The organism is Streptomyces sp. 2A115, assembly GCF_052245575.1.
Classification (GTDB): Bacteria; Actinomycetota; Actinomycetes; order Streptomycetales; family Streptomycetaceae; genus Streptomyces.
The window spans coordinates 255,190-270,568 of sequence record NZ_JBQQCG010000003.1 but is presented as its reverse complement, the minus strand read 5'-3'; the positions used below and the strand labels follow the sequence as shown (position 1 = coordinate 270,568).

14 protein-coding genes and 1 tRNA gene are annotated in these 15,379 nt (G+C 67.7%); 9 read left to right on the top strand and 6 right to left on the bottom strand.

Annotation, left to right across the window (positions count from 1 at the left end):
* Positions 1-104: 104 nt before the first annotated feature.
* The gene (locus ACTWQR_RS04355; protein WP_443225581.1) at positions 105-1,334 is read right to left on the bottom strand and encodes an acyl-CoA dehydrogenase family protein; all 1,230 of its coding nucleotides are present in this window, start codon (positions 1,332-1,334) and stop codon (positions 105-107) included.
* A 294-nt stretch (positions 1,335-1,628) separates the two neighbouring features.
* Entirely contained in the window at positions 1,629-1,940 is a 312-nt protein-coding gene (locus ACTWQR_RS04350) for a hypothetical protein (protein ID WP_443225517.1), read from the bottom strand.
* Positions 1,941-2,339: 399 nt separating this feature from the next.
* On the opposite strand from ACTWQR_RS04350, the gene ACTWQR_RS04345 reads away from it, so the two are divergent.
* Both ACTWQR_RS04345 and ACTWQR_RS04340 read left to right on the top strand, forming a co-directional pair.
* Positions 2,340-3,209: a bifunctional DNA primase/polymerase gene (locus ACTWQR_RS04345; RefSeq protein WP_443225516.1), complete on the top strand. Its 870-nt coding sequence runs from the start codon at positions 2,340-2,342 to the stop codon at positions 3,207-3,209.
* A 43-nt stretch (positions 3,210-3,252) separates the two neighbouring features.
* Positions 3,253-3,684 (top strand): hypothetical protein, encoded by a 432-nt coding sequence (locus ACTWQR_RS04340; RefSeq protein ID WP_443225515.1) that lies wholly within the window; start codon positions 3,253-3,255, stop codon positions 3,682-3,684.
* Between the two features lie 160 nt (positions 3,685-3,844).
* Here ACTWQR_RS04340 and ACTWQR_RS04335 read toward each other — a convergent pair.
* Positions 3,845-3,931: transfer RNA gene (locus ACTWQR_RS04335), tRNA-Ser, on the bottom strand.
* Positions 3,932-3,972: 41 nt separating this feature from the next.
* Positions 3,973-5,466: a S1C family serine protease gene (locus ACTWQR_RS04330; protein WP_443225514.1), complete on the bottom strand. Its 1,494-nt coding sequence runs from the start codon at positions 5,464-5,466 to the stop codon at positions 3,973-3,975.
* Between the two features lie 280 nt (positions 5,467-5,746).
* Between ACTWQR_RS04330 and ACTWQR_RS04325 the strand changes: the two genes are divergently transcribed.
* The 3 genes from ACTWQR_RS04325 (at position 5,747) to ACTWQR_RS04315 (ending at position 8,441) form a co-directional block, all read left to right on the top strand.
* Entirely contained in the window at positions 5,747-6,559 is an 813-nt protein-coding gene (locus ACTWQR_RS04325) for a glycerophosphodiester phosphodiesterase (protein WP_443225513.1), read from the top strand.
* 120 nt (positions 6,560-6,679) lie between these two features.
* A complete protein-coding gene (locus ACTWQR_RS04320; protein WP_443225512.1) occupies positions 6,680-7,309 on the top strand; it encodes an ATP-binding protein in 630 nt (209 codons plus the stop codon).
* A 142-nt stretch (positions 7,310-7,451) separates the two neighbouring features.
* Positions 7,452-8,441, top strand: coding sequence for a DUF5926 family protein (locus ACTWQR_RS04315; protein ID WP_443225511.1), 990 nt, complete (start codon positions 7,452-7,454; stop codon positions 8,439-8,441).
* A gap of 243 nt (positions 8,442-8,684) precedes the next feature.
* Here the strand turns inward: ACTWQR_RS04315 and ACTWQR_RS04310 are convergent, their stop codons facing one another.
* Complete coding sequence (locus ACTWQR_RS04310) at positions 8,685-9,308, bottom strand: hypothetical protein (RefSeq protein WP_443225510.1); 624 nt, start codon at positions 9,306-9,308, stop codon at positions 8,685-8,687.
* A gap of 56 nt (positions 9,309-9,364) precedes the next feature.
* Positions 9,365-10,030, bottom strand: coding sequence for a bifunctional DNA primase/polymerase (locus tag ACTWQR_RS04305; RefSeq protein ID WP_443225509.1), 666 nt, complete (start codon positions 10,028-10,030; stop codon positions 9,365-9,367).
* A gap of 472 nt (positions 10,031-10,502) precedes the next feature.
* Between ACTWQR_RS04305 and ACTWQR_RS04300 the strand changes: the two genes are divergently transcribed.
* The 4 genes from ACTWQR_RS04300 to ACTWQR_RS04285 all read left to right on the top strand — a co-directional run bounded on the left by ACTWQR_RS04300 (position 10,503) and on the right by ACTWQR_RS04285 (position 15,378).
* Complete coding sequence (locus ACTWQR_RS04300; RefSeq protein ID WP_443225580.1) at positions 10,503-12,011, top strand: PP2C family protein-serine/threonine phosphatase; 1,509 nt, start codon at positions 10,503-10,505, stop codon at positions 12,009-12,011.
* Between the two features lie 89 nt (positions 12,012-12,100).
* Positions 12,101-13,222, top strand: coding sequence for a M24 family metallopeptidase (locus tag ACTWQR_RS04295; protein ID WP_443225579.1), 1,122 nt, complete (start codon positions 12,101-12,103; stop codon positions 13,220-13,222).
* Positions 13,223-13,707: 485 nt separating this feature from the next.
* Positions 13,708-13,851 carry a hypothetical protein gene (locus ACTWQR_RS04290; protein WP_443225508.1) on the top strand — a complete coding sequence of 48 codons (144 nt, stop codon included), beginning with the start codon at positions 13,708-13,710 and terminating at the stop codon, positions 13,849-13,851.
* 663 nt (positions 13,852-14,514) lie between these two features.
* A complete protein-coding gene (locus tag ACTWQR_RS04285) occupies positions 14,515-15,378 on the top strand; it encodes a hypothetical protein (protein ID WP_443225507.1) in 864 nt (287 codons plus the stop codon).
* The last annotated feature ends 1 nt before the right edge of the window (position 15,379 follow it).

Below are 15,379 nucleotides of genomic sequence, written 5' to 3'. Positions count from 1 at the left end.
CCCGCCCTCGCTCGCAGCGGCAGCCCCCTCTCCGCTCGAGGCAGCGCCGCCACTCGCACGCGCCGCCGCCGCATCCGCGCCTGCGCCCGAAGCCGTCCCCGCGCTCACCGCCGCCCCCTCGTCATGCCGAGCCGCATCGTCGCCACGATCTCCCGCTGCACCTCGCTCACCCCGCCCCCGAACGTGTTGATCTGCGCCGCCCTGTTCATCCGCTCCAGCTCGCCGTCCCCGAACACACCCGGCGAACCGGAGCGCACCAGCGCGTCCGCTCCCACAATTTCCGTACACATTCGATACACCGCGACCGCCGATTCGGTTCCCAGGAACTTCACGCCGCTCGCATCGCCTGGGGCCAGCCGGCCGGCCCCGACATCCCCCACCAAACGCCAGTTGAGCAGGCGCGTTGCCGCCAGCCGGGCATGCACTTCGGCCAGCCTCGACCGAACCCACGGCTCGTCAACCCTGCGCCGCCCCGTCACTGGATCGGGCGTACTGGCCGCGATCAGCGCGGCCGCGTAGAAGTCCTCGGCCTGCATGCCGATCGCCGCGAGCGCGACCCGCTCATGATTGAGCTGGTTGGTGATGAGCCCCCAGCCGCCGTTCTCCTCACCGACGAGGTTGGCCGCCGGTACCCGGATTCCGTCGTAGTACGTGGCCGTTGTGGTCAGCCCACCCACTGTCTCGATGGGCGTCCACGAGAACCCGGGGGCGTCGGTGGGCACAAGCAGGATCGAAATGCCTTGATGCCTGGGCGCCTCGGGGTCCGTACGGCAGGCGAGCCAGATCCAGTCGGCGTACTGGGCGTTGGAGGTGAAGACCTTCTGCCCGTCGATGAGCCACTCACCGCCGCCACTGCTCTCGTCGCCGTTCTCGGAGCCACTTGCCCCGAGGCCACGCTCGAGGCCGCCCTCCTCTCCCACCCGCACAGCCCGCGTCCGCAGCGACGCGAGATCCGTCCCCGCCGACGGCTCGCTGTACCCGATCGCGAACACGAGCTCCCCGCGCAGAATCCGCGGCAGGAAGAAGCCCCTCTGCTCCTCGGTGCCGTACTTCATGAGCGTCGGCCCGACCGTGTTCAGCGTGACCATGGAGACCGGAGCGCCCGCCCGATAAGCCTCGTCGAAGAAGACGAACTGCTCTTCGGCGCCGCGCCCCTGGCCCCCGTACGCGACCGGCCAGCCCAGCCCCAGCCACCCGTCGGCGCCGATCCTGCGCAGCAGCGCACGCTGTCGCCCGGAGTCGGCGGGGGGCGGCCCGTCCGGCATCACGGCCCGGAAGTACGTACGGAGTTCGGCGCGCAGCCGTCGCTGGCGCTCGGTGGGGGCGAGATGCACGACGACGGCCCTCCCGGACCTCACACGACAAGGGTTTCTGACTGTCCGTCAGATAAGGTCGACTGTCAAGGTCAGAGACCTTGACCGCCGGGGCCAGGGGCGCCCGCCCGACCCACATGCGGCACACCCACGCGCCACATGCGTGCGCGTACGCGCCAGGCACCCGTAGATGCGCGAAAACGCCTGCGCGGCGGTACCGAAGCACCGCCGCACAGACGCGTTACCACCCCACAAAGCACCCCACTAGGGAGGCGTACGACCGCCGGGGGTCTCCAGTCCCCGACAGCCGCGGGCTCACCAGAGCTCGGTGAAGTTGACGGCGATGTTCTCGTTCGACTGGTCGATGGCCGTGAACGCGGAACCGTTCACCTGAGCCGTGTTGCTCTGGTTCGAGGCACCGGAGCCGACGGCCTGCTGCTGCGTGGTGGACGACGTGCCGTAGTTGTCACCACCGACACCGCCGCCATCGACCGTCGCCACAGCCGCGTTCGATCCGTTGTCCGCGAAGGCGCCGTTGTCGGCCGTTGCAACACCCGAGAAGAGGGCGGCCGCGAGCGGCAAGGCGGCTACGGCGGCGAGAACGCGGGCGGTACGGATGCTTGCCATGTCTATTCCTCCAGAAGCGGAAGTACGCACCGGCCAGGGCCGGCCAAGTACGGCTTGTTCCCAGGCAGTTGGCCGACCGCCTCGGTGTGGGTCACGACGTCGCGACATCAGAATTGCCCACCGAATCCCCGGCGAACCACCCCGGAAGCCACTATTCGCTCGCAAGCGTGAGGACATGTCGATAAACCCCCATCGCAGCGCCGAAACCGCAGCTCAGGAGGGCATGGGCATCTCAATCCCATACGCCGCAAGGGACGAAGCGTTTCGGCACATTTTCAGCCAATCTCTCCAGGCGGCTCCCCTCCCCTCCCACAGCCCCTTCGCCACCCCCTTCCACCTCCCGCCGCCCACCGGGGCCGCCCTCTTCCCTTTTTCGAACACTCGTACGAAAATGGAGTCATGGCCACCATCGACCGGCAGGCCACGACGCTGGCCCTCGCACACGCCCTGTCAGCCGCCGAACGCGGACTGGCCGTCATCCCGCTGTCCCGGACCAAGCTCCCGGCGCTGCGCTCACCACACCGCGACGACCCGACGGCACCGCCCTGCCACGGCGAGTGCGGCCGCTTCGGACACGGTGTGTACGACGCCTCGACCGATCCGCGGCGCATCCGCGAGCTCTTCACCGCCGCCCCCTGGGCCACCGGTTACGGCATCGCCTGCGGCCTGGAGCCGCACCACCTCATCGGCATCGACCTCGACACCAAGTCGGGTACGGACTCGTCAGCGGCCCTCCGGGAGCTGGCCCTGCGCCACCTGTTCACGATCCCCGCCACGGTCGTCGTACTGACCCCCAGCGGCGGTCGGCACGTCTGGCTGAGTGGCCCGCCCGACGTCGTCGTCCCCAACTCCGCGGGCCGCCTGGCCCCCGGCATCGACATCCGCGGCGCCGGCGGCTACCTCGTCGGCCCCGGCTCACGCACCGAGCACGGCGCCTACAGCACGGCTCCGGGCACCGCCCACCTGGCGCCCGCCCCCTGCCCGACGTCCCTCCTGCGCCTCCTCATGCCGCCGCCCCGCCCCCGCCACTCCACCCCCGCCTCAACGGGCCAGCAGGGCCAGGGCCTCGTCCAGTTCGTCCTCGCCGCCCACGAGGGCCAGCGCAACACCCGCCTCTACTGGGCCGCCTGCCGGGCGTACGAGAACGGCATCGGCCCGGAGCTGACCGAGGCGCTCGTCGACGCCGCCGTCCGCACCGGGCTCACCGAACGGGAGGCCCGCTCGACGATCACCTCGGCGGCACGGATGACAGGGCAACACCGGCCGTGAAATCCCCGAAGCTCCGACGAAGTGCCGCCCTGGGGTGTGCCCCATGGCGCTGACCCGCGTCGTCCTCTCGTCCGGCCGTTCGATCGAGCTCGCCGAGCTGCGGCTCTCCTCGACGTACGGCGGGATGCTGGAGGGCTATCCCTGCAAGCCCGTCAACGACATGAAGATCAAGAGCCTCCTGAGGACCGCCGAACGCGCCTTCTCCACCGGGCCGGTCCACCTCGTCCCGCCTCCCCGCGAGTACCCGGAGCAGTACGCCGGCCCGTTCGGCCCCGTCGAGGTGCTGCCGCCCGTGGCGTGCATCGGAGCGTGCCGCTCGACCGCCCTGGACCCGGACCACGACCTCATGCTGTACCGCTCGGCCCTCACGGTCGTCTGGTTCCAGCCCACCCCGACCGTCCCGTCCGGCCAGGACGCCGATCCCGCGCTCCGCGGCGTTTCCTGGGAGGAGCTGGCCCGGGACTACGAGCTGTAGCAGTCGTGGACGCGCCATCTGCGACTTGTTCACCCGCGGCACGAAGGAGAAACCGCACGGGGAGAGAAAACCGTGGACCTGATTCGAACGCCGAAGGGGTGTCTCTCACCGAGAGACACCCCTTCTGACCAGCTCTGACCAGCACCCAGGCTGACCTGCGCGGTGGGTGTGGGATTTGAACCCACGGTGACATCGCTGCCACGACGGTTTTCAAGACCGTTCCCTTAGGCCGCTCGGGCAACCCACCCCGCGCCGACACGAGATCGGCGCGGGGACAAGACTAACGGGTCAGCTGTCGCCCTTGCGCTCGCCCAAGGTCACTTCGGCCGTCTGTTGCTTGCCGTCGCGGGTGTAGGTGAGTTTGACGGTGTCGCCGGGCTCGTGGGTCCAGATCTCGCCGATGAGGGTGGGACCGCTGTCGATCACCCGGTCGTCGAGCTTGGTGATGACGTCGCCGGACTTGAGGCCGGCCTTGTCGGCGGGACCTCCCGGGGTGACGGCCTCCGAACCGTCGGGGCCCTCCTTGCTGATCGTCGCGCCGCCGGTGCCCTCCTCCAGGGAGACCGAGGCGCCGATCACCGGGTAGACGGGCGTGCCAGTCTTGATCAGCTGCTGGGCGACGCTCTTCGCCTGGTTGATCGGGATCGCGAAGCCCAGGCCGATGGAGCCGGACTGGCTCGTACCGCCCAGGCCGCCACTGCTGGACTGGATGGCCGAGTTGATGCCGATGACGGAGCCGTTCGCGTCCAGGAGCGGGCCGCCGGAGTTGCCGGGGTTTATCGAGGCGTCGGTCTGCAGGGCGCTCATGTACGAGGCCTTGGTGCCGCCGCTGCCGTCGCTGGAGGCCACCGGACGGTTCTTGGCGCTGACGATGCCCGTGGTCACCGTGTTCGAGAGGCCGAAGGGGGCGCCGATGGCGATCGTCGAGTCTCCGACGGCGACCTTCTCCGAGTCGCCGAGCGGCAGCGGCTTCAGGTCCGAAGGGGCGTCCTTGAGTTTGATGACCGCGACGTCGTAGCCCTGGGCGTTGCCCACCACCTCGGCGTCGTACTTCTTGCCGTTCGAGAAGGTGGCCGAGAGCTTGCCGCCGTCGACCGCCTCCGCCACCACGTGGTTGTTGGTGAGGATGTGGCCCTGCGTGTCGAAGACGAAGCCCGTTCCCGTGCCGCCCTCGCCGTTGCTGCCCTCGGCCTCGATGGTGACGGTGCTCGGCAGCGCCTCGGCGGCCACGCTCGCGACGGTGCCCGCGTCGCGCTTGAGATCGCCGCCGCTCTGCGGGGCGGACACCGTCGTGGAATCCGTGGAGGTGTCGTTGCGGTCCGCCGCCCAGTAGCCGACGCCGCCGCCGACGCCGCCCGCGACAAGCGCGGCCACGAGGATGGCGGCGATCAGACCGCCGCGCCCGCCGCCCGACTTGGGCGCGGGCTGCTGGTACGAGGCGCCCCAGGCGTCCCCAGAGCCACCGCCGCCCGCGTACGAGGGCGTGGTCGGCGGAGGAGGCGGCCAAGCGCCCGCTTCGGGAGCGGGCGCGGCACCCTCGGGCGCACCGGGGGGCACCGGCGGCAACGTGGTCGTCGGTGCGCCGCCTTGAGAACTCCCCTGAGCGGCCGTCTCCCGGGAGGAGGCCGCCCCGTGGGACGGCTCTCCCTGATAGGGACCCGTAGGACCCGCCTCCCGCGAAGCCGCCTGCTCCGGAGGCACGGAAGCAGCGGGAGTGTCCACCGGCACAGGGGGTGCAGACGGGGCCGGGGGTACCTCAGTGCCCTCGTTCTCGGTGCTCACAGCTCTTCCTCTCGATCCACGGCTGTTCATTCAGGTCGCATTCGGTCACGCTCACTCACGTGCGTTCACGACGTCGCTCACACGTGTTCATGACCCGGCGCGATTCAGCTGTGCAGGTGCTTGTTGTATGCCGTCAGCTTTTCCCACGGGACGTCAGGGCGCCATAAGCGGTCCCTGTGACTCCTTGATCTTCACTTATATCGGACAGGTCTGACAAAACCATCGCACGTCTAGCGCCGCTGCCCCCACGCGTACCCGCTCACGATGGCACCATGACGCGGTGACCCACGCACGACAGCACCTGCCCCAGGTCGTCGCCCACCGAGGGGCCTCCGAAGAGGCCCCCGAGCACACCCTGGCCGCGTACGAGAAAGCGATCGAGGACGGCGCCGACGCCCTGGAGTGTGACGTACGGCTGACCGCGGACGGGCATCTCGTCTGCGTCCACGACCGCCGCGTCAACCGCACCTCCAACGGCCGCGGTGCCGTCTCCGCCCTGGAGCTCGCCGACCTCGCCGCCCTGGACTTCGGCTCCTGGAAGAACCGCGACGAGGCGCCCGACTGGGAGCAGCAGCGGCCCCCGTCCTGGGAGCAGCAGTCCGTCCTCACGCTGGAGCGCCTGCTCGAACTCGTCGCCGACGCCGGCCGGCCCGTACAGCTGGCCATCGAGACGAAGCACCCCACGCGCTGGGCGGGCCAGGTCGAGGAGCGCCTGCTGGTCCTTCTGAAGCACTTCGGCCTGGACGCCCCGCCCTCGGCCGCCGAATCGACGGTGCGTGTCATGAGTTTCTCGGCTCGCTCGCTGCACCGCGTCCGCGCCGCGTCCCCGACGCTGCCGACGGTCTATCTGCTGCAGTTCGTCTCGCCCCGGCTGCGTGACGGTCGGCTGCCCGCGGGTGTCCGGATCGCGGGCCCGTCGATGCGGATCGTGCGCAATCACCCTGCGTACATCGAGCGCCTGAAGCGGGCGGGCCATCAAGTTCACGTATGGACCGTGAACGAGCCCCAGGACGTCGATCTCTGTGTCGGCCTGGGCGTCGACGCCATCATCACCAACCGCCCGCGCGCGGTGCTGCGACAGCTGAGCCACTGACCTGGGACCTCCTCTGTCCCGGACTTCCTGGATCTTGAGATCTCGGCCACACTGTCGAAATCCGGCCACCTGGTTACAGGGAGTGCTCCGGCGCGTTCGGTCCGTATTCGATCGTTACGAGTGCGTCACTGCACGTGCATTGGCCGGTTTCCGGTCCAGTCCAGAGGGGCATCCACACCGTGGCGTGGGGCGAAGGAGGTCTCGGGGGTGGCGTTGGTGGTGGCACAAGAGGTGCCCACGTCGTCGAGCATGGCCGTACCCCATGGCCCTGCGGGCGTGGGGGATGCGAGACACCGGATGCGGACTCAGCTGCGGACCGGCGGTGTGGCGGAAACGGTCATCGACGATGCCGTATTGATCCTTTCCGAACTACTGAGCAATGCCTGCCGACACGGCAGGCCGCTGGGCGACGCCCTGGCGGGCGACGGTGACGTCCGGGCCGCGTGGCGAGTGGAACCGAGCGGCAGGCTCACGGTCGAGGTGACGGACGGCGGTGGTCCGACCCGTCCGGTTCCGGCCACGCCCTCGGTCACCGCGCACGGCGGCCGCGGGCTGAACATCATCACGGCGCTGGCCGACGACTGGGGCGTCCGGGACGACGCCCAGGGCGAGGTCACGGTGTGGGTGGTCGTGCACAAGGACGCGCACGCCGAGCACCGCCACGACGACTTCGCCGCGCGTGTCACGGCCCCGTCGGTGTCCGCGATACCCGACCTGGCCTTCGGGGGCGCCTTCGACGACCTGGACTGAGGCATCGGTTCCGGGACGAACCGAGGCACCAGTACCGGTTCCGGGACGACTCGGCGGGTTGTCCACAGGGTCCCGTGGCTCCTCGTACGAGCGGCTAGGCTCGCGCCCGTACGAGACGAGCCGTAACCGGGAGACATCCACGATGGCCAAGAAGCGACCCCAGACGAAGGCCAGGCAGCCTCAGCTGAAGGATGGCGCCCGTGCCGGAGGCACCAATGAGCACGTGCCAGTGGTCGGAGCACGTGAACCCTGCCCCTGCGGCAGCGGTCGCCGCTACAAGGCCTGTCACGGGCGGGCCGCCTCGCACGCCGTGACCGAGCTGGTGCAGCGCCCCTTCGAGGGGTTGCCGGGTGAGGCCGACTGGGTCGCGCTGCGCGAGCTGGTGCCGGCGGCCACCGTCGAGCTGCATCTGAGGGAGTCCCTCCCGGAGGGCGTCCCGTCCGTCACGCTCGCGACCGTGCTGCCGATGGCGTGGCCCGCGCTGCGCCGCGACGACGGCTCGGTCCTCATCGGCCTGCAGAACGACACCGCGTCCGGTGACATCAGCCGCGATCTGGCCGACACCCTCCAGCGCGCGCTCACCGCGGAGCCCGGCACTCCGGTCCAGGGCCGCCGCGCCCCGGCCGACGGACCGCGGTTGCAGGACCTCATCGACCCCGAAGGCGCGTTCGAGCCAGTTGTGCACTCGGGCTTCGAATTCTGGGTCCCGGACTCACAGAACGCGACCACGGAGGTGACCGCCTCCCTGGAGCGGGCGAACGCCGCCGCCATCCCGACGGTGAAGCTCTCCGGCGTCGACGCGGCGTACTGGTGCGAGACCCCCGACAAGAACCACCTGCGCTGGGTCATGCCGCACCCTGAGGAGCGGCTTCTGGACGCTCTCGCGCGGCTGCACGCGGCCGGCCGTTCGAGCCTCGGGGAAGGCACGCGCCTCGTGGGCTCCTTCCGTGCCCACGGCCTCACCGTGCCGGTCTGGGACCTGCCGACCGGTGTCACCGCCGACGACGTGGAGAAGCCGGCGACCGAGTTCGCCGAGCGGCTCGCCACCGCACTGACCACGGACGCGCCACTCACCGCGGACGAGCGCCGGGCGCGCGGCGGTCTCACCAACCGCCAGGTCACACTCAGCTGACACACAGCGGATCCGCAGAACCGGCTGACCGACCGGTCAGCCGGTCAGACGTCTCGCTGGAGGGGTGACCTCTGTCACAACTCCTCGTTGGGACAGGTAAATCGGTGTCCGAATAGCGGAGTTCGAATTTGCGAACCGCCGATCTCTTGTTACCGTTCCATCAGCCCGGTTGCTGGTGCATCCCCCGTCGCCAGCAACCGGGTTTTTCCATTCCCGGATTCCGGTCCGCCGTCGACGGATGCCTCAACGCGCAGTCTGCGTAGGCGAGTTGCTCCCCGAGCGCAGTAGCAGCGGCCTGTCGGCCGCCGCCGCGAACTCCACGACCGCCGTGTACGCCCGCGCGTCCCCCGTAGTGCGCTCCCGCGGCGTCTCGCACACCGCCGGCTCGTCGTCCGCGCCCACCGCACAGTGCATCCGCACGGTGCGGCCACCGGGCCCCATGAGGGTCAGTACGGACGTGAGGTCGTCGCCCGTCACGTTGCGGTAGTACGTACGCGCCCAGGTGTCCCGCCCCTGCGTCAACACGCAGGTCTGCGCCTCGATGCCGTTGGGAGACGCGAGGTCGGGGCCGCAGCGAGCGGCGGTGGCGAGGCCCAGACCGAGCAGCAGGGGGCTCACGGTCGAGGCTGAACGCGGCTCGGGCGCCTTGCCGTCGACGCGACCGGAGGTACGGACGTCGGCGGAGGCACCTGGTTCGGAGGTACGCGCATCGTCGGCGGTACGCGCTTCGGGGGCACGCACGGTCTGACCGGACGTACGTGCTGCCGCGGGGCCCCCGTCGCCCACAGGTCCCGCGGAGGCCACGGCCAGCGGCAGCGCGGCCGTGAGTGCGACGACGCCCGTCAGCGCCATCAGGCGAAGGTTCATGGAGGGGACGATAACGAGCGAGGGCGGGCGCGCGGTTCGCCGCGCGCCCGATTCCCCTACAACTCGGGTGCGCTCACACCCGAACGAGTGAGCGCCTCCACCACAGCGTCCACCACGGCCTCCACATCGGGCACCCAGGGAGCCGCGGAGCCGGGCAGCGGTGCTCGCTCCCAGCGGATCTGGCCCAGGCCTGTCTCGGACGGGGGCAGGGCCACATAGCCGCCCTCGCCATGGAAGCGCAGCGAGCCCGGCACGAAGTCCTTGGCGTAGAGCAGCTCGCCCAGCTGCTCCAGGGAGTACGGCTTCACGAGCAGCGCCCAGCGCGTCGGGGACGCGATCACGGGGCCGAGACGCATCCCCATGTGGTCGAGTGCGGCGAGCGCGCGGGAGGCGGCCAGGGCGGGCAGGCTCACCGCGCACGGGGCCTGGCCTCCGGTGGCGAGGACGATCGGCGCCGCAGGCCGGTTCGTCCACCACCAGCGCACCATGCGCTCGTCGGTGGTGGCCGCGAGCAGGCCGGGGTCGAAGGGATGGGCACCTGGCACCGTGCACTCCGGGTCGGGGCACGCGCATCGGGCCCGCCCCTGCGGATCCGGTGCCACACCCGGGAGTACGGGCCACTGCCATGCGGTCGCGAAGGTCAGGGCCGCGCTGAGCATCTCAGACTTCCCGCCGTTCTGTTTGGACAGGAGCCTGCGTCGCCTTCCGAGGATCTCGCGCATGAGCGCTCGTTCCTTTCCGTTGCACGCCTGGCAACACCGAGGACCACATCACACCATGTGTCGATCACTTCACTGTGCGTACCTACTGGCGCATCACACCCCTGTCAGGGACAAGGGGAACCCCTATGGGCCGAGCATTGGCTGCGTCCGCGGCCATACTGCGTCTGGCAAAAGCACGGGCATGGCGTGGGGTGGCGGCGCCTGGCGTTTTGCTGTCCCGCGTTTTTCTCGCCGCCTCCGCCACGGGAGGATGGGGCACGGTCGTCGGTGGCTAAGACGCCCGGGTCCGTCGCCAGGTTCCGGGACGATCCCCATCACCCCTGGCCTTCACCGAGTACGTACCCATCACGACCGCTGTGACGCTCCGTCGAACAAGGCCAGTCGACCGCAATAAGCCGTGACTCGAAGCGGTTTTAAGCCAACTTTACATTTCAACTGTAGCCCCATGGACACCAGGAATCCCAGCAGGACAATGCTGGACATCCCCTCACGAGTGCGTGTACATGTGGAGACACTGCTAGCGGCGCAGAATGACATGGGGGTTTGCGATGCTATTGAGCAATACGCACCGGTCGGAAAGCCGGACGCCATGAACGCCCCTCACCTTCCGAAAGTGGCCGGAATCGATGCCACGGTTCCGTCACCCACACACACTGTCGCGCCCGCGCCTGCCGCCACGGGTACCTCTTCGGCCACTTCTCCAAACGCCCCCGGTGCCGTTCTGCAGGACAGACTCGCAGGCTGGGTCTCCGATCTCACGACCCTGCACGAACTCACCGAGCGCCTGGTCCGCACCGCCTCACTGTCGGACGCACTCCAGGAATTGCTGCGCGCCGGAGCCGCCCTCGTGGGCGCCCAGCGCGGTCTCGTAGTCCTGGAACCGGGCGACGGCCTGGGTCCGGACACGACCATCGGCCTGGGTCTGGCCCGAGCCGATCTCGGTCACATCGAGACCGTTCCGCGCAGTTCCATGTCGTACGGGAAGATCCTCGACGGACTCCCTGGGGGTGAGGGCGAGATCGCCCAGCCCGATCTCCTCTCCGAGGACGGGCTCGACCCGCGGCACCGCGAGGTCGCCGCCCGGCTCGGCTACGCCGCGAGCTACGCGCTCCCGCTGTCCACACAGTCGGCGGGCCGCCTGGGCGCCGCTGTGTGGCTCTACGACGAGCCCGCAGAGCCCGTCGAGCGCCAGCGGCACCTCGTGGGCCTGTACGCGCGCTACGCGGCCGAGCACCTGGCCCATCTGGTCGAACTGGACCGCACGCGCGCGTGCATGGCGACGATCTCCGAAGAGCTGCTTCCCTCGCGGCTGCCCCGGGTCTCGGGCGTGCAGCTCGCCGCCCGGCACCGCACGGGGCCGCGTGGCGGCGGCGACTGGTACGACGCACTGCCCCTGCCGGACGCCGCGCTCGGCCTCGCCGTCGGGTCCGTCACCGGGTCGGGGCCCAGCGCGATCGCCGCGATGGGACGGCTGAGGGCCTCCCTGAGGGCGTACGCCGTGATGGAGGGAGAGGACCCGGTCGCCGTCCTGTCCGACCTCGAACTGCTGCTGCGGCTGACCGAGCCCGCCCGCTCCGCCACCGCCCTGTTCGCGTACTGCGAGCCCGCGCTGCGCAAGATCACGCTGGCCGGGGCCGGGCACAGTCCGCCCTTGGTGATCGGCGAGCGGCGTACGGAGTTCGCGGAGACGTCACTGTCGGCGCCCCTGGGGATGCTCGCCTGTTGGGAGGCGCCGAGCGTCGAACTGACCGTGGAGCCCGGCGAGACAGTGCTCCTTTACACCGATGGTCTGCTGAACACCGGCGATCCCATGGACCGCGCCTTCGCCCGGCTGCACGCCGCGGCCAACTCCGCGCCGCGCGCCGCCCGGGAAGACCCGGAAATGCTGGTCGACCATGTGCTGCGTACGGTTCTACCGAATGGGCTCGACAGAGCTGGCGGTTCGGAGGACGTGGTCGTGCTGGCGGCCCGCTTCGCGTAGTCGTCGCGGCTCACGAGCTGCCCTCACGCCTGCTTCGAGCCGCGCGTCGGGGTCGGCAAACCGAAGCGTCTTATAGTGACCGTGTGAAGATCGGATCCCTCAATCGGCGCCCCCCAGACCGTCTTCGGCGAGCCCAGAACGCTGCCGCCGAAGCAGGTATTGACGTCCTGCTCGTTTCTCCAGGTCCTGACCTCCGTTACCTGACGGGTTATGCCGCGCTCCCGTTGGAGCGGCTTACGTGTCTCGTACTCCCCACTACGGGTCCGGAACCGTTTCTTTTTGTACCCAGGTTGGAGAAGCCAGCCGCCGAGGCGTCCCCTGCAGGCGGACTGGGCATAGAGATCACCAGCTGGGACGAGACCGACGACCCCTATGCGATGGTCGCTGGGAGACTCCCCACCGGAGCCCTCCGCGTCGGCCTCGACAACCATATGTGGGCCGAGAAAGTGCTCGCCTTCCGCAGCGCGATGCCCTCCGCCGAGCAGTCTTTGGCCGGGGTTGTACTGCGTGAGCTCCGGATGCGAAAGACTCCGGACGAGGTCGACGCCCTGCGTGAAGCGGCCTCGGCAATCGACTACGTACACGACAACATGGCCCAATGGCTGGTCGCGGGACGGACCGAGCGAGAGGTTGGCGCAGACGTCGCTGCCGCGATCATCGACGCGGGCCACAGCAGCGTCGACTTCGTCATCATCGCGTCGGGCCCCAACGGTGCCAGCCCGCATCACGAGCTGTCCGACAGAACGATCAACGTGGGTGAGCCGGTCGTCGTCGACATCGGCGGAACGACATCACAGGGGTACTGCTCGGACTCGACGCGCACCTACTGCATCGGAGAGCCGAGCACGGCGTTCCGGAAGTACTACGACGTGCTCCAGAGCGCGCAGCGTGCGCAGACAGAGGCCGTGCGTCCGGGGCTGACCGCGGAGATGCTGGACCATATCGGCAGGGAGATCATCACCGAGGCCGGCTATGGGCAGTACTTCATCCACCGCACTGGTCACGGTATCGGGATGGAGACGCATGAGGATCCATACATCGTCTCTGGCAACAATCTGGAGCTGGAGCCGGGCATGGCGTTCTCCGTAGAGCCAGGCATTTATATGCCCGGGCTCCACGGGGCAAGGATTGAGGACATCATGGTGTGTACCCAAGACGGCGGCGAAATCCTCAACAGGACCAGCCGGCAGCTGAGACTGCTGGGCCACTGACCTCGTAGCGGCGGATTACCGGGCCTGTTGGGACACCCCAGGAAGCCAGTCGGCACAAGCTGCGGCACCTAATATCCGGTGCACGGTCGAGATGAGCAGACCAGGGCGAGATCGATGCCCGCCAGGGGCCTGGCTGGCGCCGGTTCCCGGATGGCATGTCCGGCCGTAACCAACGGCTGCATGGGGTGCAGGGTGTCCCGGGGCGGCAGGAGCGGACGGGCTGGCCCACCTCAGCCTCGGCGGCCTAACGCCGGTGAGTGCGAACAGGGAGGCCAGCCGCCCTCATGGACACCGGGTACATCCGCAGCTCACAGGCGTAGCGTCCGCCTGTGATGGGCTCTTCATCAAGATCATAATTTCTACTCAAGGCCGTCGGCTGTCAACAACGCACCGGTCAAATACGCCTAGATCCAGTGGAAATGGTATTGACGCATCGTCATACCCTCACTAATCTCCCCCCAGGGAGCAACGTCGAGGGGGCCACGATGGATGATGTGACTTTCGAAGAGTTCAGCCTGAAAATCGCTGAACTAAGTCCAGATCGACAAGATCTGCAACTCAACCCCAACGGTCCAGAAGTAATACTCGGCGAGGAAGCAGAGCAGTACTGGGACATCGTGGTGGATTAAGTGACGGTAGAGAGCAGGAATTCCCCTCCACCGCAACGATTCACCCATTCGGGTGGCCATCACCTGAATGACTCGACCCTACAGGCTCTTCGAGTCGAAGCTGCGTCTAGCAATTTCACTCACATTGCCAGTCCTCGATATGGCATCAGAGTCAAGGACCGTAGGCTCACCTCGCCTTTCGATTTCGCTTCTGCGGCCGGCGACGAATGTGCCTCTACATTGGCAACATCGACGTCAATGATGGCACAGGTAGCATCTTCTGCCGGCAGGGACGTGAAATTCTCGTCATCCACGTACTTGGCGTACGGACTCGGGTCCTTTGTAGGGTGCCACACAGACCGTCCGGGCTGCGATCTCAATTTTCTTTTTTTAATCGCCGGTGAGGCGACAACCGTAGAGATACATCCGCATCTCGAGCAGCAGGACATGCATGAACTGCTGACTCTATCGAGGGCGGGAGGCGGCTTCATTCCAGGTGGAATGCTCCTGCCACTTAGCCGCCCTGGGCTCGGTATCGCTTTCCAGAGCGCCATCATTCCCCATCAGCGACGTCCTGTAGAAACTCCGCTACTTCTCCTGAGTATCTGTTACAGCTATATCTGACCAGAACAGGGTACAGGACGCTTGCGCAGACAAAATGTATTGCGGACATTCGTTGGAAGATTGCTCGCTGCCACCATAGCCGCAATTTCCCTGATCGGAACTCTGCTGGGGTTGCGCGATATCATCCCAACGGTACCGCTCCTTATAGGCGCACTTTTGTTTTGCGGTCTCACCGGGTGGGCAGCAGCAATCTATGTCGCATACTCCACGAAGATGGCAACATCTCCGGTAGAGGCACTCATTTCGGCGATCTCTGAAACCGTCCAGGTACCCTTCACGGAATCATGGATCCGCGCCACGATACTGAGCCAGAGAGCTGTGGATGCCTACTGGGGATCTAATAAATCTCTACACATTGAAGAAATAATCTGCAAGAGCAGCATAACCGCGCGCGACGTGGAAAATGTAATCACCATCAAGGGCCGCAATTCATCAAAACTCGATGTCGACAGCTGCCCTATGTTGCTGATCGGCGGTTCAGTACTTCACTTCTCGGAGTTCGCGGTCAACGCCGCATCCTTGAAGCGCGACGCCGGGGACGTAGCTTTGGCAATTCGGTCCAACCTCGACCTCGGACTGCTGCAGCTCATCGACATCATGTTCCCCACAGTACTGAAGCGGGGAGAGACTTTCGTAGTTGAGCACAAACACGATTGGCCCGGCGCCATGACTCCCGGTACCGACATTATGTGGTACCCCTTCGCAGCCATGTTCGCCCGCGACGTCGACAGACTGACGGTTAAGGTGGATTTCGCGGCTCCGGCCTCATACATTCGTGGCTTCGTCGCAGATCTGGACTCGGGTACGTGCACGCTTTCCCCTGTCCAGCCGGTAGAGACCGATGACGCCCGCAAGTCCTTCGAGTGGACCATCGACAGCGCCGACAACCAGGCGATTTATGCACTGGTTTTCGATCGGCGCTAAT

Excerpts from the sequence above, each read along its gene's own strand:
- ACTWQR_RS04350 (WP_443225517.1), bottom strand. The coding sequence starts at position 1,940 with ATGGCAAGCATCCGTACCGCCCGCGTTCTCGCCGCCGTAGCCGCCTTG.
- ACTWQR_RS04345 (WP_443225516.1), top strand. The coding sequence starts at position 2,340 with ATGGCCACCATCGACCGGCAGGCCACGACGCTGGCCCTCGCACACGCC.
- ACTWQR_RS04340 (WP_443225515.1), top strand. The coding sequence starts at position 3,253 with ATGGCGCTGACCCGCGTCGTCCTCTCGTCCGGCCGTTCGATCGAGCTC.
- ACTWQR_RS04315 (WP_443225511.1), top strand. The coding sequence starts at position 7,452 with ATGGCCAAGAAGCGACCCCAGACGAAGGCCAGGCAGCCTCAGCTGAAG.
- ACTWQR_RS04310 (WP_443225510.1), bottom strand. The coding sequence starts at position 9,308 with ATGAACCTTCGCCTGATGGCGCTGACGGGCGTCGTCGCACTCACGGCC.
- ACTWQR_RS04305 (WP_443225509.1), bottom strand. The coding sequence starts at position 10,030 with ATGCGCGAGATCCTCGGAAGGCGACGCAGGCTCCTGTCCAAACAGAAC.
- ACTWQR_RS04300 (WP_443225580.1), top strand. The coding sequence starts at position 10,503 with ATGCTGGACATCCCCTCACGAGTGCGTGTACATGTGGAGACACTGCTA.
- ACTWQR_RS04290 (WP_443225508.1), top strand. The coding sequence starts at position 13,708 with ATGGATGATGTGACTTTCGAAGAGTTCAGCCTGAAAATCGCTGAACTA.